Genomic DNA, 25,313 nt, shown 5'->3' on the forward strand with positions numbered 1-25,313 from the left:
ACCGGCGGCTGCCGCTGCTGGCCGCGCTGGCGGTGGTGCTGGCGGGTGGGGTGTTCTGGGGCGTGTCCCAGCGGGCGGTGCCGCCAGCGGCGCCGGCTCCGCAAAGTGCGTCGGCGGGCGAGGGCGAGTGGGCGGCAGCGCGCATCGCCGGGGTGTATCGCGGTGCGGTGGTGGCGGATTCGAAGGGCGGCTCCCGCAATGGGGTGTCGGTGACCGTCGAGTTCGTCGACCGTTACACGGTGCGCCTCACGTCCGACTACCCGCGCATTCCGGCGGTGACGGTGCGGGTGAGCCAGGTCGGGGATCGCGTGCTCGCCGATGGTGGCGATACCGCGCTGGTGGTGGACCCGACCCGGACGCCCCAACGCCTCGACTACTCGCCCCACGGCGAACTGAGTTTCAGCGGAGTGCGTTGATGAACAGGATGTGTGAAAGCGTGCTGGCGATCTGCCTCGCGCTGGCGGGCTGTGCGGCTGTTGCGGCGGGCCCGGTGGCGGTGGATGTCGGCCACTTCCTCGAGAAGCCCGGCGCCACCAGCGCCTACGGGGTGACCGAGTTTGAATACAACCAGAACCTCGCGGCGGTGATCGCCACCCGGCTGGAGGCCGACGGCGTGCCGGTGCGGCTGATCGGTTACAAGGGCGAGATGGCCGACCTGTACGCCCGCGCGCCCCAGGCCGAGGCGGCGGGCGGGCAGTTCTTCCTGTCGGTGCATCACGATTCGGTGAAGGCCGAATACCAGCAGACCTGGCTGGTGGACGGCAAGGAGCAGCGCTATTCCGAATATGCCCGCGGCTTCTCGCTCTTCGTGTCACGCAAGAACCCGCGTCTCGCCGAGAGCCTGGCCTGCGCGAGCAGCATCGGCGCTGCGCTGCGGGCGGCGGGCCTCAAGCCCACGCCCCATCACGCCGAGGCCGCCGGCATCGGCCGCCCGTGGGCCGATGAAACCAACGGCGTGTATTACTACGACAACCTGGTGGTGCTGAAGACTTCCACGGTGCCCGCGGTGCTGCTGGAGGCCGGGGTGATCGTGCATCCGGCCGAGGCGATCGAGCTGGCCACGCCGGAGCGCCGCGCTCTCACCGCCAGCGCGGTGGCCCGCGGCCTCGCCGCCTGCGGGGTGACCGCGGCCCGTTGATCGGGGAAAATGCGGGCCTGGCACTTCCGTAACACCGTGGTGCCCTCTTTATATTTCCGGATTCCGTGACCGATGAAGACGATCCTGCTGTCCTACTTCTCCGCCGCCCGCAGCCTGGGCCGGCCGGGCATCCTGTGGCACCTGATGTGGCCGACGCTGGCCGCCAGCATCATCTGGACGGGCCTGCTGGTGACGAGCTGGGGTTCGCTGGTGGCGCTGGGCAGCGGCCTCATCACCGCGATGCCGCTGGTGGGTAGCTGGCTGGCCTCGTCCGAAGGCGCGATGCTGGTGGCGCTGCTGATGTTCAAGATCGGGCTGGTGGTGCTGGCGCTGCCGATGATCTACGTGACCGCGGCCTTTCTGGTGGCGGCGGTGGCGCTGCCGCTGATGCTCGAGAAGGTGGCTGTCAGCGACTACGCCGACATCGCCCGCCGCAGCGGCGGCAGCCAGGTGGGCAGCGTCTGGAACGCGCTCACCTCGGTCATCCAGTTTCTCGTGCTACTGGTGCTGAGCCTGCCCCTGTGGCTGATCCCCGGCGCTGGCCTGCTGATCTCGCTGATCCTCACCGCGTGGCTCAACCAGCGCGCCTTCCGCTACGACGCGCTGATGGCCCACGCCGACACCCACGAGATGAAAGCCCTGCCGGCCCAGCACTCCAGCGGGCTGTTTGGCGTTGGCCTCGTCGGTGCGGCGATGGCCCACCTGCCGCTCATCAACCTGTTTGCGCCGGCGCTTTCGGGGCTGGCCTTCGTGCATTACCTGCTGTCGGCGCTGCGCGTGGCGCGCAGCCGCGAAAACATCATCGAGGTGAACTGACCATGGCTGCGGATTCCACGCCGGCTTTCGGCGCAATCATTATCGGCGACGAGATCCTCTCCGGTCGCCGCGAGGACAAGCACTTTGGCAAGGTAGTCGAGCTGCTCAAGGCCCGCGGGCTGCGGCTGGCGTCGTCGCGCCACGTGGGCGACGAGCGCCCGCGGCTGGTGCAGACGCTGAAGGAGAGCTTCGCCGGCGGCGACATCGTGTTCAGCTTCGGCGGCATCGGCGCCACCCCCGACGACCACACCCGCCAGGCCGCCGCCGAGGCGCTGGGTGTGCCGCTGGCGCTGCACCCCGAGGCCGAGGCCGAGATCCGCGCCCGCTTTGGCGACGAGACCACGCCCCAGCGCCTGCAGATGGGCGTGTATCCGCTGGGTGCCGAGATCATCCCCAACCCCTACAACCGAATCCCCGGCTTCTCGATCGCCAACCATTACTTCGTGCCCGGCTTTCCGGTCATGGCCTGGCCGATGATCGAATGGGTGCTCGACCAGCGCCTGGCGCATCTGCACCACAAGGCGGATTACGTCGAGCGCTCGGTGATCGCCTGGGAGGCGCTGGAGGGCAAGCTCATCGACCTGATGGAAGCCATCACCGCCGATTTTCCCGACGCCACCCTGTTCAGCTTGCCCAGCGTGGGCGGCGATGGCGTGCCGCGTCACATCGAGCTGGGCATGAAAGGCCCGCTGGCGAGCGTCGAGACGGCGATGGCCCGCATCACCGACGAACTCACCCGGCGCGGCTACGCGTGGGAACCGCGCGCCGACCTGTGACGCCATGAGCGCCGGCTCTTCATCCACCTACCGCGACTTTCCCGGCCGGCGCTGGCTGGGCGTGCTGCTGCGCGCCGCGCACCTGGCCGGCGTGGTGGGCGTGGGGGCCGGGCTGATGGCGGGGGCCACCGCGCAGACCCATGGTTTCCTGATCCTGATGGTCGCCTCGGGCGTGGCGATGGCGGCGCTGGACGCGTGGTCCAACGCCCTGTGGCTCAAGGAGTTTGCCGGCCTCTCGCTGCTGGTCAAGTTCGTGCTGATCGGTATTTTCGTGGTGGATGAAGCCGCGCGCCCGGCGCTGTTCTGGCTGATCCTCGTCTTCTCGGTGGTGTTTGCCCACGCGCCTGCGAGCTTCCGTCATAGGCGGGTGTCACGACACTGAAGTTTTCAATCCTTATGATCGCGTCCCGTATCAGAAAGCAGCACGAGGGCGCGCAATGGGCAACGACTGGATTCTGGCCAAGACCGTGGCCGGGGTGGAGGAGATCGCAACCCGCACAAGACGGGTTCCGCCGCGCCTTCGAACAATGCTGATCCTCGTGGACGGCCGGCGCAGCGTGGCCGAGCTGATCGACGCTGCCGCCGGCCTGGGCGACGTGCGCCAGGCGCTTGAAACACTCCACGACGAAGGCTTCGTGATCCGCGTGGGCGGCCCGCGGCCGGTGGCGGCGGTGGCGAGCCGCGCCTCGGCGCAGATGGATGCGCGCAGCCGGCCGGCGCCGGTGCCCGAGCGCCCGGCCAACGCCCCGCGCCAACGGCGATCCCTGGCTCTCGCGCGGCTGTACCTGCTCAACACCATGGAGCAGAGCCTGCGCCACGGCGACCAGCCGGTGCGCGACCACCTGCGCAACGCCACCTCTCGCGCCCAGCTGGTGCTGGCCTTCGAGATGTGCCAGGAGATCGCCGACGAGCTCGGGGTGCGCCACATTGACACCATCGGCAAGAACTTCTACGAGATGCTGCCCGACGAGGGCTGACCGCCTTTGGTTGTGCAAGCAGTGGACATTTCGCCCGCCCGGGATGCATCGGCACGCCCGCCTGTGCTGTACTGCCCGGCCGGGCCGCGTGCCGTGTCCATCGCGGCGCGCCGGCCCCCGACTCCACAACACAACAATAAGTCGCGACCGGCCCCGCCGCCGGCCTGCGTCACGCCGAAAGGAAACAGGATGACGACCGCCGCGCCCACCCCCGCCCTGACCGAAGCCGAAACCAGCAAGTTCGTCCGCATCACGGAGGGCGACCTCGACCTGCAACTGCACTACAACGACTGCGGCAGCGGCGCCGAGACGGTGGTGATGCTCCACGGCTCCGGCCCTGGCGCCAGCGGCTGGGCCAACTTCAACCGCAACATCGAGCCGCTGGTTGCTGCCGGCTACCGGGTGATCCTGATGGACTGCCCGGGCTGGAGCAAGAGCGACCCGATCGTGTGCGCCGGTTCCCGCTCCGAGCTCAACGCCCGCTGCCTCAAGGGCCTGCTCGATGCGCTGGGCCTCGACAAGGTGCACATCATCGGCAACTCCATGGGCGGCCACAGCGCCGTGGCGTTTGCGCTGTTCAACCCCGGCCGCGTCGGCAAGCTCGTGCTGATGGGCGGCGGCACCGGTGGCCCCAGCCAGTTCGTGCCGATGCCCACCGAAGGCATCAAGCTGCTGCAGGGGCTGTACCGCGACCCGACCATCGAGAACCTCAAGAAGATGATGGCGGTGTTCGTGTTCGACACCAGCAGCCTCACCGACGCCCTGTACCAGGCCCGCCTCGACAACATGATGGCCCGCAAGGATCACCTGGAGAACTTCGTCAAGAGCCTGGCCGCCAACCCCAAGCAGTTCCCCGACTACGGCCCGCGCCTGGGCGAGATCAGCGCCCCGACGCTGGTCATCTGGGGCCGCGACGACCGCTTCGTGCCCATGGACGTGGGCCTGCGCCTGCTGTGGGGCATGCCCAACGCCGAGCTGCACATCTTCAATCGTTGTGGGCACTGGGCCCAGTGGGAGCACGCGGACAAGTTCAACCGGATGGTGGTGGATTTTCTGGCCCACTGACCCTTTTCCGTCTTTCTGGCAGATGAAAGGCCGCGCCCGGTGCGCGGCCTTTTGTCGTTCGGGGTGAGCGCTTTTGCTTCGGTGAAATCCACCACGCTCCGGGATGTCTGGTCGCGGCAAAAACCGGCCCGGCAGCAAGGCGCCGCAACATCGTTGCCGGCAACGTGTGTTTTAACCGTGATCTCATCGTGGGTATTGATGAATATCAATATTCGAATATTAGAAAGTTCTTAGATTTCACTTGTGCTGTTTTGCCGTGCACCACTTCAGTCGGTTGATTCGCAAGAGGGGGGCGTATGCAAGTGCTCAAGCAACTTTTATTCGCGCTGTCGATGGCTACGCTGATGGGAGGGACTGCCCATGCGGCGGCCGATCAGAAGGCGGGGGCGGCCACTGCGGCGCTGCTCAAGTCCACGGCGGATCACAGCAAGTTCAAGGAACTCCAGCGACCGTTCCAGTCTGGCCCGGAAGTCACCAAGGCCTGCCTGACGTGTCACACGGAGGCCGCCAAGCAGGTTCACCAGACCCAGCACTGGAAGTGGGAATACGTGAATCCCGGCACCGGGCAGACGCTCGGCAAGCGGCATGTGATCAACAATTTCTGCACCTCGGTTTCGTCCAACTACAAGGCCTGTGCCAGTTGCCACATCGGCTACGGGATGGAGGACGGCAGCAAGTTCGACTTCGCCTCCCAGGAGAACGTCGATTGTCTGGTGTGCCACGACGCCACCGGCAAATACAAGAAGCCCTCCGGCTTTGCCGGCAACCCGGTGACCAAGGACACCGAGTTTCCCCCTGGCTCAGGCAAGATCATCCGCGGCATCGATCTGCAGGCCATCGCCCAGAAGGTCGGCAAGACCCGTCGTGAAACCTGCGGCGCGTGCCATTTTTATGGCGGCGGCGGCGACGCGGTGAAGCACGGCGATCTGGACAGCTCCCTTGAGCAGCCCGACAAGGCGCTCGACGTGCACATGGACGCCGAGGGCAACAACTTCACCTGTGCCACCTGCCACAAGACCGACGGCCACCAGGTGCCCGGCAGCCGCTATGCGCCCACCGCCATGGACAAGGGTGGCGCCCACATGCGCGGCAAGGCCGACAGCAGCAATCCGGCCACCTGCCAGGCCTGCCACGGCCAGGCGCCCCACGGCATGGCCAAGCTCAACGACCACACCGACAAGGTGGCCTGCCAGACCTGTCACATCCCTGCCTTCGCCCGGGGCGACATGCCCACCAAGATGTCCTGGGACTGGTCCACCGCCGGCAAGCGCGACGCCAAGGGCAAGCCGCTGGTCATCACCAACGACGACGGCCACATCACCTACAACGGCATCAAGGGCGATTTCGTGCTCGAAGAGAACGTCCGCCCCGAGTACATGTGGTTCAACGGCTCGGTGAAATACACCCTGCTCGGTGACGACATCGACAAGAGCCGCCAGCCGATCGCCATCAACACCTTTGAAGGCGGGCCGGACGATGGCAAGTCGATGATCTGGCCGGTCAAGGTGTTCCGCGGAAAGCAGCCTTTCGATCCGGTCAATCGTTCCCTCGTGGTGGCCCATCTGGCCGGCGAGGACGACACCGCCTACTGGAAGAACATGGACTGGCAGAAGGCCATCACCGCGGGCATGGCCACGGTGGGCAAGCCCTACTCGGGCAAGGTGGATTTCATCGAGACGGTGGCGATGTGGCCGATCACCCACATGGTCGCCCCCAAGGAGAAGGCCCTGGCCTGCACCGAATGTCACGCCCGCGGCGGACGCCTCGAGAAGATCGAGGGCATCTACATCCCTGGCCGGGGTGGCAACCGCATCGTCGATACGGTGGGTTGGCTGGCTGCGGCGGCGCTCCTTGCCGGCGTGCTGGTGCATGGCCTCATCCGCTTCGTCAATCGCAAGCACTGACCGGGAGACGGGATCATGGGACGCGTCTATATCTTCACCCGCTTCGAGCGCCTGTGGCACTGGATTCAGGCGGTGCTCATCATCGGCATGCTGATCACCGGCTTCGAGATCCACGGCAGCTATCACCTGCTCGGTTTCGAGCAGGCCCACCGGGTGCACACCACCTCCGTGTGGGCCTTCATCGGGCTGTGGGTGTTTGCCATGTTCTGGCACCTCACCACCGGCGAGTGGCGGCAATACATCCCCACGATGAAGAACATCGACAAGATCGTCCGCTTCTATGCGGTGGGGATCTTCAAGGGCGAGCCTCACCCCTTCAAGCCGACCCGCGAGCGCAAGCACAACCCCATGCAGGCCCAGACCTACCTGGGCGTGACCATGGTGGTGACGCCGCTGATCTGGCTCTCGGGGCTGGCCTATCTCTTCTACAACGAGCTGGGCGCCGCAGGTTTCCGCGTCGACCTCGGGACGATCGCCACCGTGCACACGGTGGGCGCTTTCCTGATGCTGGCCTTCCTGATCGGGCACATCTACCTCGGCACCACCGGCCACACGCCAATGGCCCACTTCCGGGCGATGGTCACCGGCTGGGACGACGATCACTGATTCAAACAACGCAGCTTACAGGGAGTTGTCATGCAAACCCGTCATGTCAGAACCTTGATCGGCGTCCTGGTGGCAGGGCTGTTCCTGCCCTTCCAGGCCCAGGCCGAAACCAACGCCGAACTGCTCAAGCGGATCGAAGCCCTCTCCCAGGAACTCACCCGCCTGAAGGGCCAGGTGGAAGCCAACAACGCCGCCACCACCGCCAACCGCCAGGCCACTGAAGAGCTGAAGGAGAAGGTGGTCAAGGCTGAGGACAAATCCTCCGAGCGCTGGCTCACCATCGGCGGCGACTACCAGTTCCGCGTCGATAGCCTGTGGGGCGAGACCAAGCCCTTCACCGATGTGAGCGCCACCTTCGCCAACGCCCAGGCCCAGCTCCAGGCCAACTTCTTCGCCAACCCCACGCCCGCCAATGGCGCCGCGCTGGCGGGGCTGATGCGGTTTGCCTCCGACATGTCCGGCGTGCGCACCTACCAGCAGGCCCAGAGCTTCATGGGCGCCAACGCCGGGATGATGGGTGCGCTGGGCAGCTTCGGTGTCTCGGTACCCGCCTACAAGCCCCGCAACGACACCCTCTACACCAACCGCTTCGGTCTCGATCTCGTCGCCAAGGCCACCCAGGACGTGACCGTCAATGCACGGCTGGTGATGTACAAGACCTTCGGCGCCGGCGACGACGATGCCGTGACCAACGGCGGATCGGCCCCGTATTTCGCCGATCGCGTCGGTGTCTTCGACGGTACCCTCGGCCACATCCCGTCGAGCAGCTATCTCAACGTCGATCGGGCCTTTGCCACCGTCAGCAACATCGCCGATCAGGACATCTGGTTCTCGGTGGGCCGTCGCCCGTCCACCCACGGTGCCCCGAGCAACCTGCGCCTCAACGCCCCGCGCCCCGGCAACGGCGGCACGCCCTCGCTGCTGGTGGATTACGCCTTCGACGGCATGACCGTCGGCTGGGCGCCCGACATCGACGGCCTGCCCGGCGCCTACGGCAAGATCTGCTACGGCCGCGGCTTTGAAAGCGGCTTCCGGTCCACCCCCGGCAACTCGCTGCAGGATACCGACATGCTCGGCGTGGCCCTGATCCCCATCGACACCGACCCCCTGCGGGTGTGGCTGCAATGGAACCGGGGCTTCAAGATCTTCGACGCCCCCAAGATGCAGGACACCTACTTCGGCAACACCATGCCCAAGGTCAACCTGGGTGACATCGACTGGTATGGCATGGGCGCCATGGGCACCATCAAGCAGGTGGGCGTGGGCGATCTCAACTACTTCGCCGACCTGGGCATGAGCATCACCCACCCGAACGACAATGTCTCGGCGCAGTTCGGCTTCCAGGGGCTGCTCACCGGTGGCTTCTTCAGCCCCGAGGCCGCCCGCGACAAGACCGGCACCGCCATTGCCCTGGGCGTGCGTTACGACCTGCCCTCCAAGACCAAGCTCGGTTTTGAGTACAACCACGGCTCCAAGAACTGGATCACCTTTGCCCCGGCGGCCACCGACATGTGGACATCCAAGGTGGGCACCCGCGGCAACGTCTATGAGCTCTACCTGATCCAGGAACTCAACAGCCGGCCGATCTCGTCCCATCTGGCCAAGAGCTTCGTCCGCCTTGGCTTCCAGTACTACGACTTCCAGTACACCGGCAGCAACAACTGGGTTGGCGCCCCCGTGAAGATCTCCGACGTGAACGGCCAGATGATGACCACCACGCCGCTCGACAACGCCTACAACGCCTACGCCACCTTCGAAGTGAAATTCTGAGGGCACGAAGCCCCGCTGATTAAAGGAACCCAACCATGCGCAAGCTCATCTCCAACCTGATGCTCTCCGTGGCCGTCGTGATTTCGGCCGCCTCCTTCAGCACCCCGGCTGCGGCCGAGGACGTGAAGATGGTCGGTGTCATCACCAAGATCAAGCTGGCCGCCGACGGCAAGTCGGCCGTCGCCATCCTCAAGGACAACAAGTCCGGTGACAGCGTCACCATCAACATCAACGACGATCTCACCCTCGACAAGTTCAAGGACAAACGCATCGTCGAAGGCGACGAGATCCGCGCCAAGTACGACAACGCCGGCGGCAAGAACGAGAGCAAGTCGTTCAAGAAGACTGCCGGCTGCTGAAGCCCATCCCGCCCGCTGTCGGGCACATCGGGGCGGCTCCCTGAGCGGAACCGCCCCGTTTTCGTGCACCGCCCGCGGAGAGCCGGGGCATCGCCGGCCCGGCGAGGACCGGCTCCGCGCCCAGGCCCCCTGTAGGTCGGACTTCAGTCCGACAACCCCACCCCCCTAAGCCCGCACCCGCAGCCGCTGGATCACCCGCCACGCGGTGTGCTGGTGCATCGCCGGCCCGGCGAGGGTCGGCTCCGCGCCCAGGCCCCCTGTAGGTCGGACTTCAGTCCGACATCCCCACGCCCCTAAGCCCGCACCCGCAGCCGCTGGATCACCCGCCACGCGGTGTGCTGATGCATCGCCGGCCCGGCGAGGACCGGCTCCGCGCCCAGGCCCCCTGTAGGTCGGACTTCAGTCCGACATCCCCACACCCCTAAGCCCGCACCCGCAGCCGCTGGATCACCCGCCACGCGGTGTGCTGATGCATCGCCAGCCCGGCGAGGATCAAGCCCGTTCCTGCGGCCACCCTCGGGCCGATCACCTCGCCGTTGAGCCAATGGCCCAGCATCAGCGCCAGCACCGGGGTGATGAGGGTGATGAGCGCCACCTTCGACGCCTCCAGGTGGCGCACCACGTAGAAGTACAGGGCAAAGCCCACCGCCGAGCCGAACACGCCCAGATAGGCGATGGCGCCGCCGGCGCGCAGGGGCACGTCGTGGGGCAGGGTGCCGTCGGTGGCGAGCCACAACAGCGCAAACAGCGGCAGCGCCACGATGATCGAGCCGATGGTGGTGGCCAGCGGCGGGCTGTCGTCGCCGATGCGCTTCATCCCCACCAGACTGGCGGAAGACGCAAGCACCGCGCCCAGCAGCGCACAGACGCCGGCGGCCTCGTTGCTGCCTGCGCTCGCGCCGTCGTGCAGAAAGATCAGCGCCAGCCCGGCGGCGCTCAGCAGCATCCCGCCAATCTTGAGGGGCGTGAGATTGCGTTCGCCCAGCCAGCGGGTGGCAAACAGGCCGGCCACCAGCGGCGACAGGCCGAACAGCACCGAGATCAGCCCGGAGCCCACATGACGGGCGCCCCAATAGGTGAGCGCCATGGTGCCGAACAGGCCGAGCCCGCCTACCAGATAAGCGCGGCGGGCGCGGGCGTGAAGGGGAATCGGATGGCGCCCGAGGCGCAGGAGGAGGGTGGCAACGACAACCCCGATCAGCATGCGGGCGAGCACGGCAAAGGCAAAACCGGTGCCTTCGGTGCTCCAGCGGACAGCCAGCGGGGTGGTGGACCAGATGAGGATGATCGAAGCGTAAGCGAATGGAACAGACATGGGTGTGACTCCTGCGGGATCAATCGGGATGTTGGGGCGAGGGCGGGTGGATGCCGGCGCGGGCGGCACGCTCCAGCTCGATGAAGGCGCCGATCATGGCGCGCCAGGTGGCCTCGACCACCTGCGGGTCGGCACCCAGCTCCACGGCCAGCCCATTCACCCGCGCAAGCACCTGGGCCACGCGATCGGGTGCGGCGACTTCGGCATCGCTGCGCTTGAAACCGGCGGCCTGGGCCACGCAGGCGCCGCGCTCGGCGATCAGGGCGACCAGCTGGCGGTCGATGGCGTCGATACGCAGGCGCACATCGGCGAGGGAGGTGAAGACGGGATACGACATGGCAGGCTCCTTTCAGGGGCGTAAAAAACACAAAGGCCGCGGTCTGTGAGAACCGCGGCCTTTCGGAGAAATCGGGGAATGGAGAGGTTTTAGTCCATTCCGGGCCACGGACGCACGACGGCGCGCCATGCACGCAGGGCACGGCGGCAAATCAGGGCGTAAGTGGCGGATGTGAATTGCATCCGGTTATATTGGGGGCGGATGGCGCACCGCGTCAAGCGGGCCGCCGGCCTGCCGCGGCAAGGCCCGGAGTGCAACAGGTGGAATCGCAGCAACGTTTTGTCGAACTGGTGGGGGCGCTGCCCCTGGTGTCGGTGGATCTGGTGCTGGTGCGCGGCGGGTGCGAGATCCTGCTGGGGCTGCGCACCAACCGCCCGGCGCAGGGAAGCTGGTTCGTGCCCGGCGGGCGCATCCTCAAGGACGAAAAGCGCGCCGACGCCCTCACGCGGGTGGCCCGCCGCGAGCTGGGCATCGACGACATCCACGCGCTGGCGCCGTCCTTCCTCGGCCCCTTCGAACACTTCTACCCGGATTGCTTTGCCGGCGACATCGGCGTGACCACCCACTACGTGGTGCTCGCCCACCGCATCGATGTTCCCGCCGACTTTGACGTGCAGGGCATCGACGAGCAGCACGCGGCCCTGCGCTGGTGGCCGATCGCCGAAGCCACGGCGAGCGCCGACGTGCATCGCTACACGCGGGATTACCTGCCGCTGCTGGGCTGAGCCCCTGCGCAACAGGCAACCCCGATACGCCCAACCGCCTCGAACAAAAATTACTGACACGCCCAACCCTGTAGGTCGGACTTCAGTCCGACAAGAGCGGAGCAGGATTCTGTCGGACTGAAGTCCGACCTACAGGGTGGTGAATCCTTCTCGCAGCCATGCGATTGGCTCTCGCAGCCGTGCGAATGCTTCTCGCAGCGGTGCACATGCTTCTCGCAGCGCTGCGATTGCTTCACGCAGGCGTGCGATTGCCTCTCGCAGGCGTGCGAATCCTTCTCGCAGCCCTGAGATTGGTTCTCGCAGGCGTGCACATGCTTCTCGCAGTGCTGCGCGAAGGGTTGGCGCCATTGCCGGCAGCCCGGCTGTGCCGTCCGAAGTCCCGGCGGCGAGGTTGGCAGGGCGGGTCTGCTAGACTTTGCCATCCCCCATCCCAGAGAGAACGCAGCAAAGTGACCCCGTCCACCCTCGAAAGGCAGCTGGCCTTCCTCAAGGAAATCGACCGGCTCAAGAGCATCGTGCGCCTGTCGCCGCTGATCGATCGCTCGCGCCGCGAGAACAGCGCCGAGCATTCATGGCATCTGGCGATGTACGCCCTGGTGCTGGCCGAGCATGCCGCCGGAACGGTGGATGTGCAGCGCGTCGTGAAGATGCTGCTGATCCACGACATCGTCGAGATCGACGCCGGGGATGTTCCTTTCCACATGCCGGCAACCCATGCGGGGCAGGACGAGCGCGAACGCCTCGCCGCCGAACGCCTCTTCGGTCTGCTGCCCGACGCCCAGGCGGCCGAATTCCGCGAACTGTGGTTCGAGTTCGAAGCCGCCGAGAGCGACGACGCCAGATTCGCCAAAGCCCTCGACCGCTTCCAGCCCATGCTGCACAACGCCGCCACCGACGGCGGCACCTGGGTCGAATGCGACGTGACCCTGGAGCAGATCACCGCCCGCTGCCAGCCCCCCATCGAACGCGGCGCACCCGCACTGTGGAAAGCGGCGCTGGGGATGGCCGAGGCGCATTACTGCAAGGGATCGGGGCAGGGGTGAGAGGCGCTTGGATTGGGCCGGTCGAGGGCGCGCGCCTGGCCAATGCCTGACGTCGGCCGTGCCTGCTCACGGCGGACACCCAGCGCTGGACGCATGCTGAAGTATTGCGTCGAATCTGTCCTCCTAAAACAAAGTTAGAACTTATGCTGACCACCGACGAACTTGAACGTGCAGGTAGTTACGTTGAGCAGTTGCGGCAGTCCGTTCACGAGCTTGGCCTGCCGGACACCAGTCGCACGCGTGCAGCAGGTTCGTGTTTCGCAATCGCGCAGGATCACCACCATGCAATCGTTCTACTTGTTGAAAAGCAACTTTTCGCTTCGTCCTTTGCTCTCCTACGAATCGAATTCGAAGCGTATATCCGCGGCGAGTGGCTGTCGCTATGCGCGAGCGATGTGATCGTTGATGGATTTCTTCGAGGAAAAGAACCCCCTAAAGTCGATTGTCTGTTGGCTGAGTTGGAAGTGGTCGAATCATTCAACGAAAAGGTTCTGTCGCAGATCAAACAACAGACGTGGAAATCGATGTGCGCCTATACACATACTGGTGGGCTCCATGTGCAGCGCTGGAATACCGAAGACGGAATCGAAGCGAACTACTCCCGGGATGAAGCTCTTGAGGTGCTGAAGTTCGCTGAGAGCATTGCTTCACTGGCCGTGATCGGCGTCGCACGACTGGCGAATGATGAGGAGTTGGCGGTACGAACTCTTGAGGCTTTCAAGAAGCGGGTTGAGGCGTGACGTCTAACCCGGATCAATCTCGGACTCACGCAACAAGCTGCGCTCTCCGGTGATTTTCGAAATAAGGCCAAAAAATCAAGACAAGGAAGCATGATGGGGAAAACGACCGAGATACGCGCCATGCGCGCCGAAGACCTGGCCGCGGTGCTCGAAATTCAATCGTGTTGCTACGACGCAGCGAAGCTGGAATCGCGCGAATCGTTTCTTGTCAAGCTGGAGGCCTCCCCGGCCACATGCTTCATTGCCACCGTGGCTGGCGTTTCGGTTGGCTATCTTGTGGCGATACCGGCCGAGGAGGGCCGTCCGCCATCCCTGAATGAGCCAACCTATGTGCCGCCACCGGCAGCCAATGCGTTGTACCTGCACGACCTGGCCGTGCTCCCGAGGGCGCGAGGTTCTGGCGCGGCGGCTGCGCTCGTCGCAGCGTATTTCCATACGCTCAGGCTGTCACAGGCGCGGTTTGGCTGCCTGACCGCGGTCAATCAGTCGAGCACGTATTGGGAACGTCACGGTTTCCGATCGACTTCGGTGGCCGACGCAGAGGCGGGGTGCATGGACACCTACGGAGAAGGCGCGCAGTACATGAGCTTGCGAGTGAGTGTCTGAAGTTCGAGTGGGTCGGGTTGGTGCAGCGTAACCCGACATCTCGTGTTGAACTGCACGATGAGTCGGGTCCGCTGCGGGCGCTGTGCCGTGCCGAGAAACCCGCGTTTCGCGGTGCAAAACCGGTGATAATGGCGGCCAATTTGTTTTGAGCGCCGCGTCAGGATTCCCCTATGGAAATTAAGGTCAATTTTCTCGACAAGCTTCGTCTGGAAGCCAAGTTCGATGATTTTACGGTGGTGGCCGATCAGCCCATCCGATATAAGGGTGATGGTTCGGCGCCGGGGCCGTTTGATTATTTTCTGGCGTCGTCGGCACTGTGTGCGGCTTACTTCGTGAAGCTGTATTGCAATACGCGCGATATTCCGACGGACAACATCCGCCTGTCGCAGAACAATATTGTCGATCCGGAAAATCGCTACAAGCAGATCTTCAAGATCCAGGTGGAATTGCCGGAAGATATTTCCGAGAAGGACCGCCAGGGAATCCTGCGCTCCATCGAGCGCTGCACGGTCAAAAAGGTGGTGCAGACCGGGCCGGAGTTCGTGATCGAGGAGGTGGAGAATCTCGATGCCGATGCGCAGGCCTTGCTGACGCTGAATCCCGATTCAGAAGCAAGCACCTATATCGTGGGCAAGGATCTGCCGCTGGAGCAGACCATTGCCAACATGTCGGCGGTGCTGGCGGGGCTGGGCATCAAGATCGAAATTGCGTCGTGGCGCAATCTGGTGCCCAACGTGTGGTCGCTGCATATCCGCGACGCGCATTCTCCGATGTGTTTTACCAATGGCAAGGGCGCAAGCAAGGAAAGCGCGCTGGCGTCGGCCCTGGGCGAGTATATCGAGCGGCTCAATTGCAACCATTTCTATAACGACCAGTTCTGGGGCGAGGACATCGGCAATGCGCCGTTCGTGCATTACCCGGACGAGCGCTGGTTCAAGCCCGGTCGCAAGGATGCATTGCCGAAGGAGATCCTCGACGAGCATTGCCTGCGGATCTACAACCCCGACGGCGAGCTGCGCGGCTCGCATCTGTACGACACCAACTCTGGCAATACGCAGCGCGGCATCTGTTCGCTGCCCTATGTGCGTCAGTCGGACGGCGAGGTGGTGTATTTCCCGTCCAACCTGATCGACAACCTGTTCCTCAGCAATGGCATGAGCGCCGGCAATACGCTGGCCGAAGCGCAGGTGCAATGCCTGTCGGAAATCTTCGAGCGGGCGGTGAAGCGCGAGATTCTGGAAGGCGAGATGGCGCTGCCCGATGTGCCGCACGAGGTGCTCGCAAAGTACCCGGGCATTCTGGCCGGCATCGAGGAGCTGGAAAGACAGGGTTTCCCGGTGCTGGTGAAGGATGCGTCGCTGGGCGGGCAGTTCCCGGTGATGTGCGTCACCCTGATGAACCCCCGCACGGGCGGCGTGTTCGCGTCGTTCGGGGCGCACCCGAGCCTGGAGGTGGCGCTTGAGCGCAGCCTCACCGAGCTGCTGCAGGGGCGCAGTTTTGAGGGCCTGAACGATCTGCCGCGGCCCACCTTCGAGAGCAACGCCGTCACCGAGCCGAACAATTTCGTGGAGCATTTCATCGACTCCAGCGGCGTGGTGTCGTGGCGCTTCTTCAGCGCCCGGGCCGATCACGAATTTGTCGAGTGGGATTTCTCCGGCAAGGGCGAGAACTCGAATGCGGAGGAAGCCGCGGCCTTGTTCGGCATTCTCGAAGGGATGGGCAAGGAAGTTTACATGGCCGTGTATGACCAACTCGGCGCAACGGCCTGTCGCATCCTGGTGCCGGATTATTCCGAGATCTACCCGGTGGAAGACCTGATCTGGGATAACACCAACAAGGCGCTGGCCTTCCGCGCCGATATCCTGAACCTCCATCGCCTCGACGACGACGCGCTGGAGGCGCTGCTTGAACGCCTCGAAGACAGCGAGCTCGACGATTACACCGACATCATCACCCTGATCGGCATCGAGTTTGACGAGAATACCGTCTGGGGGCAGCTGACGATTCTGGAGTTGAAGCTGCTGATCAATCTCGCCCTGCAGCAGTTTGAAGCGGCGAAGGAGCAGGTGGAGGCCTTCCTGCAATACAACGAGAACACGGTCGAGCGCGGGTTGTTCTATCAGGCCGTGAACGTTGTGCTGGAGGTGGTGCTGGACGACGAGCTGGAGCTGGACGATTACGAGGCCAATTTCCGCCGGATGTTCGGCGACCCGCGGATGGATGCGGCGATGGGGTCGGTGGACGGCAGCGTGCGCTTCTTTGGCCTCACGCCCACGAGCCTGAAACTGGAAGGCCTCGACCGACACCAGCGCCTGATCGACAGCTACCGGAAGCTGCACACGGCCCGGGCCCGGCTGGCGGCGTAGCGAGACCGGAGCTGCGGATCACGCTGCAAGGTCGGGCTGAACCGCTCCAGACCGTCGATCGTACTTCTGGCGCGCAAGGCATGGCGCCAGCGCCGGGGAAGGAAGAGGCGGGGTGTTCAGGACCGGCTAATGCCCCTCTGTCGTTCCGCGTTGCAACCACAGGAGAAGGGTTGCGAACATCTGATCGGGTTCGACGGGTTTGGTGATGAAGTCGTTCATGCCGGCAGCGAAGCAGCGTTCGCGGTCTTCGTTGAAGGCGTTGGCCGTCATGGCGATGATCGGGAGCGTGGCCGCTTGGGGGAGTTTGCGGATCTCGCGGGTTGCCTCCAGGCCGTCCATGTGGGGCATCTGCATGTCCATCAGGACCAGGGCGTACTGGCCGGGAGACGCCTGCCGGATGCGTGCAAGAGCTTCGAGGCCGTCGCTGGCAATGTCGGCCACAAGGCCGGCGTCGGTGAGGTTCTCCTGGGCGACGATCTGATTGATCTCGTCGTCTTCGACGAGCAGCACACGGGCACCGGCAAATTGGGTGGCGATCTCGTGGCTGGCGTCCTTGCTCCGTTGTTCCATCTGGATGGGCTCGTCGTCCTCGACCTTGTCGAAGACCGCCGTGAACCAGAAGGTGCTGCCCTTGCCCGGGGTGCTGGTGGCGCCGGCCTCGCCGCCCATCAGTTCGGCGAGCTTGCGGGTGATGGCAAGGCCAAGGCCCGTGCCGCCAAAACGCTTCGACATGGACGAATCGCCCTGCTCGAAGGGGGCGAACAGCTTTGATAGCGTTTCCTCGTCGATGCCGATGCCGGTATCGACGACTTCAAAGCGCAGCTTGATCTGCGATTCGCATTCTTCTTCTTTCAGGGTGCGGATCGTGACACTGCCCGCAGGCGTGAACTTGATGGCGTTTCCGGCCAGGTTGAGCAGCGCCTGGGTGATGCGCATCGTATCGCCGCGTAGCGCCCGGGGGAGCGGGTCGGATTCGGTGCGCAGCACGATCCCCTTGGCGGTGGCGCTTTCGGAGAGGATGGACACCACGTTGCTGGGGGTGACGCCCACGTTCATGGGTTCGCGCACGATCACCAGCTTGCCGGACTCGATCTTCGAGAAGTCGAGGATGTCGTTGATGAGGTGGAGCAGGTGCTTGCCGGCGGCATGGACGCGTTCCAGCTTTTCGGTGGACTCGGTGTCGAGCGCGCGTTTTCTCAGCAGGTGGGTGAGCCCGATGATGGCGTTGAGGGGCGTGCGGATCTCGTGGCTCATGTTGGCCAGGAAGGCGCTCTTGGCGACGTTTGCGGCTTCGGCGAGGGATCGCGCCCGCGCCATCTCGGCCAGGGTTTCGCGTTCCTGGGTGATGTCGTCGATGACCGACACCAGGCCCTTGGCGGGGTCGCTCGGGTCGACGGCGCTGCCGGTGATGCGTACCCAGATGCGGGTGCCGTCGCGGCGGACGCATTCCTGCTCGCGGCAATGCAGTTCGCCACGCCAGATCTGCGCGTAGGCGGCCTGTCCGGTGGTCTGGAAGGTCTCTTCGTCGGGATACAGGATGGCGGTGGATTTTCCGATCATCTCGCCCACGGGCCAGCCGAACATCTCGTGCATCCGGCGGTTGCCGCGGACGATGGTGCGGTCGGTGACGAGGGCGATGCCGGAGCTGGCGGAGTCGAAGATCGTCTGCAGTTCGGCGGAGCGGGCGGCAAGCTCGGCCGAGCGGCTGGCGACCAGCTCTTCGAGCCTTTCGTTGAGCGTCGCGGTGGCTTCTTCGGCCCGCTTGCGCCGGTGATTCTGGATCGCCAGCGCAATGGTCAGGGCGGACAGCACGGCAATGGCGGCCGAAGCGGTGATGACGGCGCTCCGGTATTCGCTCCACAGCGTTCTCGGACGATTGAGGAACAGCGTGTCTGCGGGGAGCGCCGCGGGGTCGGCCCCCCAGCGCTGCAGTTGCGCCCAGTCGAACATTGGCCGCGGCGCAACGATGGCGTCCGCGTTGATCGCGTCGACCCGGCGGGTTCCGGTGAGCAGGTCGGCGCTGAGTTCGCCTGCCTGTCGGGCAACCGTCGTGGTGACCACCACCGAACCACCCGTGAGCCCCTCGCGGATGTGGGCATCGTATAGCGCCAGCACGGGCGCGTTGGCGCGTCGGGCAACGTCGGCGGCAACCTCGGCCGGGATGAAGTTGCGCCCCGTGCGATCCTTGTAATAGAGCCCCAGCAGCACGAGCGTGTCGGGCGGGAGCGCCGAGATGCGCTGGAGCATCTCGGCGTAGGAGAGCGCAGAGGTTTCCTCGACCTCCAGCTTGCCGGATGCGGCCTTGAGCGCGGCGTTCGCCTGGGCGATGAAAAAGGGCTGCTCGCTGTCGGCCCCGGTGACCACCACCACCCGTCGTGTTTGCGGAAAGAGCTTGAGCCCGTGGTGGATCGTCCCGGCGATATCCCAGCGCCGGATGATGTTCAGCATCGGGGGCGGCGGGCCGCGCCATGCTACGGCCGGGTTGGAGATCAGGGTGGCCAGCACCGGGACGTCGGGCGGGACGATGCCGTAACCGTCCTGGGCCAGAAATTCGAGCGCCCCCTGGTTCTGCACCATCACGAGGCCGATGTCGGCCCCGGCGAGCTTGTCGCGCAGCACGCCGGCCAATGTCTCAGGCCAGTGGGGATCACCGTTGCGTACGAGGTCGAGGTGCTCGACATAGATGCGATTGACGCTGATGCCCCGGTCTTTCAGGCTGCTTACCGCCCCGGCGGTGAGCGTGTCCATGACCGGGAGACCGTATTGGGAGCCCGACAGGATGAGCACGGACTTGTGCGCTGCGCGCGGTTGCGGGGCTGACGGGGTGGGCGCGGGAACTGCGTGCAGCGGCGGGGCGGCCAAGGCGGTGCCGGACACCAGCTGCAGGATCACCCCCGCCGTGAGCGCACGCAGGGGCTGGGCAAGATGCCGGCGGAGCCAGAAACGGACAACACAGTGCGGCGTCATCACCGCGGTCAATCGAGATTGCTTCCACTCCTCCCCGAGTCGTGGGAACCCAGCTGCATGCAAACCGCTATCGACTCTGGAGTGCCCGGGTTTTTGGAAAAAGCCGTTCCTGTTTTGTGATCAAGAGCTTGCAAGCCCACTCTAAGCGCATCCTCCAGCCAAGTCCAGAAAACCGGATTGGCATCGTGGTCTTGAGCGCCGCGAGGCGGGGCGACAGGAGAGCGATGTCATTTTCTTGGGGCCGCACGCGTCGGTGCGGCGTCCTGTGATGGCGCGGTGTGGCGCCATCTGTCGCTGGTGCCGATTACGCGCGGCTCTTCCATCTTCACCGGCATTTCCAGTCGCGCTCAGGACGGGCAGGCAACGGACCTTGGGTACGTCCTGGCCGGCGACGTCAGCCGCTCGCGCCGCACACCCGGTTGCGCCCGCTCTCCTTGGCAGCGTAGAGGGCCTTGTCGGCGAGACTCAAGAGCACGTCGATGTTGTCGTCAGGGGCGCTCAGGCTTGATACGCCAATCGACACGCTGAAGGTGACCGGCGGCCCGCCGGCGAGGGGGATGCGGGCGTTGGTGATGGTCTCGCGCAGGCGTTCGGCGGCTTCGATGGCGAAGTGCTGGTCGGTTTCGGGGAGCAGCACGGCAAACTCCTCGCCACCCAGGCGGCCAAGGATGTCCACGTCGCGGAAGGTGGCGTGGCACAGGTCGGCGACGGCCTTGAGCACGATGTCGCCCACCTTGTGGCCGTAGCGGTCGTTGATGAGCTTGAAGTGGTCCACGTCGAGCATGAGCATCGACAGGGGGCCGCCGTAGCGGTGGGCGCGGTGCAGCTCGTGCTCGGCGCGCTCCATGAAATGCCGGCGGTTGTACACGCCGGTGAGGTAATCCACGTGGGCCTGGCGGCGGAGTTCTTCTTCGAGGAGCTTGCGTTCGGTGATGTCGGTGTGGGTGCCGCACATGCGGGTGGCCTTGCCGTTTTCGTCGCGCTGCATCACCTTGGCCTGGTCGAGGATCCAGCGGATGCTCCCGTCCTTGTGAAGCATGCGGTATTCGAGCTTGTGGGCCGTGGTGCGCCCCTCGACGGCGTCGAAGACCGAGGCCCAGGCGCGCTCCCGGTCGTCGGGATGGACGAAGTCGGACCACTGCTGGGCGGTGGCCTGGAGTTCTTCGAAGGTGTAGCCCAGGATGAGCCCCCACTGGGGGTTGCGCTCGACCTTGCCGGTGACGATGTCCCAGTCCCAGAAGCCCAGCTCGGAGCCTTCGAGCACGAACTGGAGCTGCCTGGCGCGCTCTTCGAGGGCCATCTCGGCCTTCTTGCGCTCGGTGATGACATCGAAGAAGGCAACGAAGTGATCCAGCTTGGGGCAATACACCGACACCGAGAACCATTCGTCGAGGGCCTTCAGGTGGGTGACGAAGGTTTCGGGCTTGCCCCCGCGCGCCACGCGACCCAGGATGTCGAGGAGCTGGGGATCGGACGCCTGGATGCCGGGTATGACCTCGCTGATGAAACGGCCGACGACGTCGGGCAGGCCGGTCAGGCGGTGGAAGGCGGCGTTGGTGTAGAGGTTGCGAAAGTCGTGAGGCTGGCCGTCGCGGTACTCCATGCGACCGTAGACGACACCGTTCAGGAGGTGATTGAGCAGTCCGTCCAGCGCCGAGCCGCGATCGGGTTCGCCGCGGTCGAGGATGAAGGCGGTCTGGGGGAGAGGAAGGGCCGCTTCGGTGCTCATCGACGTTCTCTGCTTGTTTGGATCGGTCGTTCAAAGATACACGCTCCGCCCGGGATCGGCATCGGGCGCTGCCCGGTTTCGCGCCGAGACGGGGAATTCGGCCGGCGTGATCCGGGCTTGACCCATAATGGGCTTAACCGCATGGACCCCGTAAAGCCCGGCGTCTATACCGCAATGGTATGTGTCTACCCAGTCGGAATTTCCTGATGATATCCGGAAGTGGCTTGCCGGCGTCGTGATCGCTCGCGCCGGCGCTTTGTCGGCCCGGCGGGCACATGCATGTCGTTTCACACTTCCCCAAGGAGAGAGACATGGGTGCTGTCAATGACGCGGTAAAGAAGCTCGAAGAGCAGCAGGACGCGACCGCCAAGGAGCTCAAGGCGTCGCTGGAGATGCTGTCGACCCTCGCCGAGGCCAAGAAGCGGGAGCTGATGGCGGAGGTCGAGACCCGGATGAACCTGGCACGACAGGATGCGCAGCATTCCAACAACCAGGTGCCGCCCGGGCTGATGCTCTACGAGTACGGCGAGACGCGGGTGGCCACGGCCCAGGGGCCGGCGGCGGGTATCACCAACGCCATCAACGGCTTGCTGCAGAACGCGGCGGAAAACTGGCGCAATGCCGTTTCGTCGCTGGCAACGGTGGCGCTCAACACGCTGCTCGGCGCCGGCAGCGGCGCGAGCACCAACACCAGCCTCTACATGGTGGCGATGGATGGTCAGCCCGCCCACGACGGCGTGGAGGATTCACAAGTGGTGGTGCGGATCGACTACTGCCTGTGGACCTATAACTTCGCCTCGAACGGCGTGAAGGATGTGGCCCAGTCGGCGATTGCCTACTTTGCCCGGAAATCGCTGATCGACTACAGCCACATCGGCAGCGACGTGGCGATCGAGCAGCTGCTGACGGTGACCGGGCTCAACAAGGCCTTGCGCGACGAGCTGATGGCGAAGATCGCCAAGGAGAAGGAGAACAAGGGGCGGACTCCGGCACTGAATGCCTACGCCGGCCGGCTGCCAGACCCGGTGCGGGAACACGTCACCCGTCACTTTGCCTTCTGAGGGCGCCACCGCCGATCCGTGAAGCGCAGCGGACGGCGGGCGGCGACGCGCAAAAAAAAAAGCGGCCCGAAGGCCGCCAAGCATCGTTGCAACAGGGATCTGTACGGTTTTACTTCTTGCGCGCCGGGGGCACGTCGGTGCAGCTGCCGTGGGCAACTTCGGCCGCCATGCCGACGGTTTCGCCGAGGGTGGGGTGCGGGTGGATGGTCTTGCCGATATCCACGGCATCCGCGCCCATCTCGATGGCCAGGCACACTTCGCCGATCATGTCGCCGGCCGACGGGCCGACAATGGTGCCGCCGATCACGCGGTGCGTCTCGGCGTCGAAGATCAGCTTGGTGAAGCCGTAGTCGGCACCGTTGGCGATCGCGCGGCCGCTGGCGGCCCACGGGAACTTGGCGGTTTCCACCTTCTTGCCTTCGGCCTTGGCCTGGGCTTCGGTGTAGCCGACCCACGCCACCTCGGGATGGGTGTAGGCCACGCCCGGGATCACGGTGGCGTCGAAGGCCGCCTTGTGGCCTGCCGCGACTTCGGCCGCCACGTGCGCCTCATGCACCGCCTTGTGGGCGAGCATCGGCTGGCCGACCACGTCGCCGATGGCGAAGATGTTGGGCACGTTGGTGCGCATCTGGGCATCGACCGGGATGAAGCCGCGATCGGTGACGATCACGCCCGCCTTCTCGGCGCCGATCTTCTTGCCGTTGGGCGCGCGGCCCGCCGACTGCAGGATCATGTCGTACTTGACCGGCTCGGTCGGGGCGCCCGAAGTTGCGTCCACTCCTTCGAAGGTGACGTAGAGGCCGTCTTCCTTGGCATCCACGGCGACCGTCTTGGTCTTCAGCATGATCTTGTCGAAGCGGCTGGCGTTCTGCTTCTCCCACACCTTCACGGCGTCGCGGTCCGGCCCTTGCATCAGGCCGTCCATCATCTCGACCACATCGACGCGGGCGCCGAGGGTGGAATAGACGGTGGCCATCTCGAGACCGATGATGCCGCCGCCGATGACCAGCAGCTTGCCGGGCACGAAGCGGAGCTCCAGCGCGCCGGTGGAATCGACGATGCGCGGGTCACGGGGGATGAAGGGCAGATGCACCGCGGCGCTACCAGCGGCGATGATGCACTGCTTGAACTTGACGACCTTCTTGGCGCCGGTCTTGTCCTGGCTGGTGCCGGTGGTTTCCTCGACTTCGATGTGGTTCGGGTCGAGGAAGTGGCCGTAGCCGCGGATGATGTCCACCTTGCGGCCCTTGGCCATGCCGGCCAGGCCACCGGTGAGCTTGCCGACCACCTTCTCCTTGTGGGCGCGCAGGGCGTCCACATCGACGGACGGCTTGGCGAAGCTGACGCCGGCGACGGAGGCGTGTTCGGCCTCCTCGATGACTGCAGCTACGTGCAGCAGGGCCTTGGACGGGATGCAGCCCACGTTGAGGCACACGCCACCGAGGGTGGCGTAGCGCTCGATGATGGCCGTCTTCAGGCCGAGGTCGGCGGCGCGGAAGGCGGCGGAGTAGCCACCGGGGCCCGCGCCCAGCACGACCATGTCGTACTCGACATCGGCCGCGCCACCGTGGCTGGCAGCGGCTGGCGCGGCTACCGGTGCCGCGGCAGGGGCTGCAGCCGGGGCGGCCGCAGTGGCCGGAGCGGGGCTGGCGCCCGCGCCTTCGGTTTCGACGACGATCAGCACCTTGCCTTCGCCAACCCGGTCACCCAGCGCAACCTTCACTTCCTTGATGACGCCGGCGGCGCTGGACGGCACGTCCATCGTCGCCTTGTCGGATTCGAGCGTGGCGATGGCGTCGTCCACCTTGATGGTGTCGCCGACCTTCACGAACAGCTCGATCACCGGCACGTCGGAAAAATCGCCGATGTCGGGTACTTTGACTTCCACTAATTGACTCATCTTGATCACCTCTTTGGGCGTAGTGTGAAAAGTGCGGGGGAGGCGAAGGCTTTACGCCTGGCTCCTCACCCCTCACTCCTCACCGATTTCAGAGCATGACCCGACGGAAGTCGGCCAGCAGTTGGGCGAGGTACACGTTGAAGCGGGTGGCCAGCGCGCCGTCGATCACGCGGTGATCGGCGGTCAGCGACATGGGCAGGGTCAGGCGCGGCACGAACTGCTTGCCGTCCCACACCGGCTTCATCACCGACTTGTTGACGCCGAGGATGGCCACTTCCGGCGCATTGACGATCGGCGCGAAGTAGGTGCCGCCGATGCCGCCAAGGCTGGAGATGGTGAAGCACGCGCCGGACATGTCGGCCGGCTTCAGCTTGCCGTCACGGGCGAGCTTGGCGAGGCTACCGGTTTCGGCGGCGATCTCGAACACGCTCTTCTTGTCGGCATCCTTCACCACCGGCACGACGAGGCCGTTGGGGGTGTCGGCCGCGAAGGCGATGTTGAAGTACTTCTTGTAGACCAGGTTGTCGCCGTCGAGACTGGTGTTGAACTCGGGGAACTCCTGCAGGGCGCGCACCGAAGCCTTGATGATGAAGGCGAGCATGGTGAGCTTCTTGCCGGACTTGTCGTACTCCTTGTTCATCTGGACGCGGAAGGCTTCCAGATCGGTGATGTCGGCGTCTTCGTGATACGTGACGGCCGGGATCATCGCCCAGTTGCGGGCCAGGTTCTGGCCGGAGATCTTCTTGATGCGCGACAGGGGCTTGACCTCGACTTCGCCGAACTTGGAGAAGTCCACCTTCGGCCACGGCAGCAGGTCGAGCCCGCCACCCAGGCTGCCCACGGCAGCGGCAGCGGCGACGGTCTTGCCCGGAACGACGCCGGTGCTCATGGCGCCCTTCACGAAGGCGGTGACGTCGGCCTGGATGATGCGGTTCTTCGGGCCGGTGGCCTTGACCTGGGCGAGATCGACGCCCAGTTCGCGGGCAAAGGCACGCACCGACGGGCTGGCGTGCACCTTGCCGCCGAGGGTGACGGCAGACGGCGCGGCGGCAGCGGCCGGCGCGGCGGCAACCACCGGGGCCACGGCAGCCGGAGCGCCATCGGCGAGCGGGG

23 protein-coding genes are annotated in these 25,313 nt (G+C 65.2%); 17 read left to right on the forward strand and 6 right to left on the reverse strand.

Translation table 11 applies throughout. The annotated features are described in order from the left end of the window. From QQK25_RS18830 to QQK25_RS18880, 11 genes are all read left to right on the forward strand, one after another. Positions 1-416: hypothetical protein (locus QQK25_RS18830; protein ID WP_284189327.1), on the forward strand; the 416-nt coding region annotated here is incomplete at its 5' end. Next, positions 416-1,138: an N-acetylmuramoyl-L-alanine amidase gene (locus tag QQK25_RS18835; protein WP_284189328.1), complete on the forward strand. Its 723-nt coding sequence runs from the start codon at positions 416-418 to the stop codon at positions 1,136-1,138. The genes QQK25_RS18830 and QQK25_RS18835, both read left to right, overlap by 1 nt. A 72-nt stretch (positions 1,139-1,210) precedes the next feature. Next, the gene (locus QQK25_RS18840) at positions 1,211-1,954 is read left to right on the forward strand and encodes an EI24 domain-containing protein (protein WP_284189329.1); all 744 of its coding nucleotides are present in this window, start codon (positions 1,211-1,213) and stop codon (positions 1,952-1,954) included. 2 nt (positions 1,955-1,956) lie between these two features. Next, on the forward strand, positions 1,957-2,730 hold the full coding sequence (locus tag QQK25_RS18845; protein ID WP_284189330.1) for a competence/damage-inducible protein A: 774 nt from the start codon (positions 1,957-1,959) through the stop codon (positions 2,728-2,730). 4 nt (positions 2,731-2,734) lie between these two features. Next, positions 2,735-3,112 (forward strand): hypothetical protein, encoded by a 378-nt coding sequence (locus QQK25_RS18850; RefSeq protein WP_284189331.1) that lies wholly within the window; start codon positions 2,735-2,737, stop codon positions 3,110-3,112. Positions 3,113-3,167: 55 nt separating this feature from the next. Further along, positions 3,168-3,707, forward strand: a complete 540-nt coding sequence (locus QQK25_RS18855) for a hypothetical protein (protein WP_284189332.1) — start codon at positions 3,168-3,170, stop codon at positions 3,705-3,707. Between the two features lie 189 nt (positions 3,708-3,896). Further along, positions 3,897-4,772: an alpha/beta fold hydrolase gene (locus QQK25_RS18860; RefSeq protein WP_284189333.1), complete on the forward strand. Its 876-nt coding sequence runs from the start codon at positions 3,897-3,899 to the stop codon at positions 4,770-4,772. Positions 4,773-5,068: 296 nt separating this feature from the next. Beyond that, on the forward strand, positions 5,069-6,676 hold the full coding sequence (locus QQK25_RS18865; protein WP_284189334.1) for a tetrathionate reductase family octaheme c-type cytochrome: 1,608 nt from the start codon (positions 5,069-5,071) through the stop codon (positions 6,674-6,676). A 15-nt stretch (positions 6,677-6,691) separates the two neighbouring features. After that, on the forward strand, positions 6,692-7,282 hold the full coding sequence (locus tag QQK25_RS18870) for a cytochrome b/b6 domain-containing protein (protein WP_284189335.1): 591 nt from the start codon (positions 6,692-6,694) through the stop codon (positions 7,280-7,282). Positions 7,283-7,312: 30 nt separating this feature from the next. Further along, a complete protein-coding gene (locus QQK25_RS18875; RefSeq protein ID WP_284189336.1) occupies positions 7,313-9,052 on the forward strand; it encodes a DUF3373 family protein in 1,740 nt (579 codons plus the stop codon). Between the two features lie 35 nt (positions 9,053-9,087). Then, positions 9,088-9,411, forward strand: coding sequence for a hypothetical protein (locus tag QQK25_RS18880; RefSeq protein ID WP_284189337.1), 324 nt, complete (start codon positions 9,088-9,090; stop codon positions 9,409-9,411). A 421-nt stretch (positions 9,412-9,832) separates the two neighbouring features. Here the strand turns inward: QQK25_RS18880 and QQK25_RS18885 are convergent, their stop codons facing one another. Together QQK25_RS18885 and QQK25_RS18890 are read right to left on the reverse strand one after the other, a co-directional pair. Beyond that, complete coding sequence (locus QQK25_RS18885; RefSeq protein ID WP_284189338.1) at positions 9,833-10,726, reverse strand: DMT family transporter; 894 nt, start codon at positions 10,724-10,726, stop codon at positions 9,833-9,835. 19 nt (positions 10,727-10,745) lie between these two features. Then, positions 10,746-11,063: a chorismate mutase gene (locus QQK25_RS18890; protein ID WP_284189339.1), complete on the reverse strand. Its 318-nt coding sequence runs from the start codon at positions 11,061-11,063 to the stop codon at positions 10,746-10,748. A gap of 260 nt (positions 11,064-11,323) precedes the next feature. Here QQK25_RS18890 and QQK25_RS18895 point away from each other — a divergent pair, with 260 nt between their 5' ends. From QQK25_RS18895 to QQK25_RS18915, 5 genes are all read left to right on the forward strand, one after another. After that, positions 11,324-11,788: a GDP-mannose mannosyl hydrolase gene (locus QQK25_RS18895; protein WP_284189340.1), complete on the forward strand. Its 465-nt coding sequence runs from the start codon at positions 11,324-11,326 to the stop codon at positions 11,786-11,788. Between the two features lie 449 nt (positions 11,789-12,237). Continuing rightward, positions 12,238-12,831 (forward strand): HD domain-containing protein, encoded by a 594-nt coding sequence (locus tag QQK25_RS18900; RefSeq protein WP_284189341.1) that lies wholly within the window; start codon positions 12,238-12,240, stop codon positions 12,829-12,831. A 143-nt stretch (positions 12,832-12,974) separates the two neighbouring features. Then, positions 12,975-13,571: a DUF6988 family protein gene (locus QQK25_RS18905; RefSeq protein WP_284189342.1), complete on the forward strand. Its 597-nt coding sequence runs from the start codon at positions 12,975-12,977 to the stop codon at positions 13,569-13,571. A gap of 120 nt (positions 13,572-13,691) precedes the next feature. Continuing rightward, positions 13,692-14,177, forward strand: coding sequence for a GNAT family N-acetyltransferase (locus tag QQK25_RS18910; RefSeq protein WP_284189343.1), 486 nt, complete (start codon positions 13,692-13,694; stop codon positions 14,175-14,177). A 170-nt stretch (positions 14,178-14,347) separates the two neighbouring features. Then, a complete protein-coding gene (locus QQK25_RS18915; RefSeq protein ID WP_284189344.1) occupies positions 14,348-16,543 on the forward strand; it encodes an OsmC domain/YcaO domain-containing protein in 2,196 nt (731 codons plus the stop codon). 126 nt (positions 16,544-16,669) lie between these two features. Here the strand turns inward: QQK25_RS18915 and QQK25_RS18920 are convergent, their stop codons facing one another. Both QQK25_RS18920 and QQK25_RS18925 read right to left on the reverse strand, forming a co-directional pair. Beyond that, on the reverse strand, positions 16,670-19,510 hold the full coding sequence (locus tag QQK25_RS18920) for an ATP-binding protein (RefSeq protein ID WP_284189345.1): 2,841 nt from the start codon (positions 19,508-19,510) through the stop codon (positions 16,670-16,672). A gap of 394 nt (positions 19,511-19,904) precedes the next feature. Beyond that, positions 19,905-21,239 (reverse strand): sensor domain-containing diguanylate cyclase, encoded by a 1,335-nt coding sequence (locus QQK25_RS18925; RefSeq protein ID WP_284189346.1) that lies wholly within the window; start codon positions 21,237-21,239, stop codon positions 19,905-19,907. A gap of 311 nt (positions 21,240-21,550) precedes the next feature. On the opposite strand from QQK25_RS18925, the gene QQK25_RS18930 reads away from it, so the two are divergent. Next, positions 21,551-22,300 (forward strand): hypothetical protein, encoded by a 750-nt coding sequence (locus QQK25_RS18930; protein ID WP_284189347.1) that lies wholly within the window; start codon positions 21,551-21,553, stop codon positions 22,298-22,300. A 109-nt stretch (positions 22,301-22,409) separates the two neighbouring features. Here the strand turns inward: QQK25_RS18930 and lpdA are convergent, their stop codons facing one another. Both lpdA and QQK25_RS18940 read right to left on the reverse strand, forming a co-directional pair. Further along, entirely contained in the window at positions 22,410-24,200 is a 1,791-nt protein-coding gene (gene lpdA, locus QQK25_RS18935; protein WP_284189348.1) for a dihydrolipoyl dehydrogenase, read from the reverse strand. Between the two features lie 88 nt (positions 24,201-24,288). After that, the coding region (locus QQK25_RS18940; RefSeq protein WP_284189349.1) for a 2-oxo acid dehydrogenase subunit E2 at positions 24,289-25,313 on the reverse strand (1,025 nt) is incomplete at its 5' end.

The organism is Zoogloea oryzae, assembly GCF_030161255.1.
Lineage (GTDB): Bacteria > Pseudomonadota > Gammaproteobacteria > Burkholderiales > Rhodocyclaceae > Zoogloea > Zoogloea oryzae.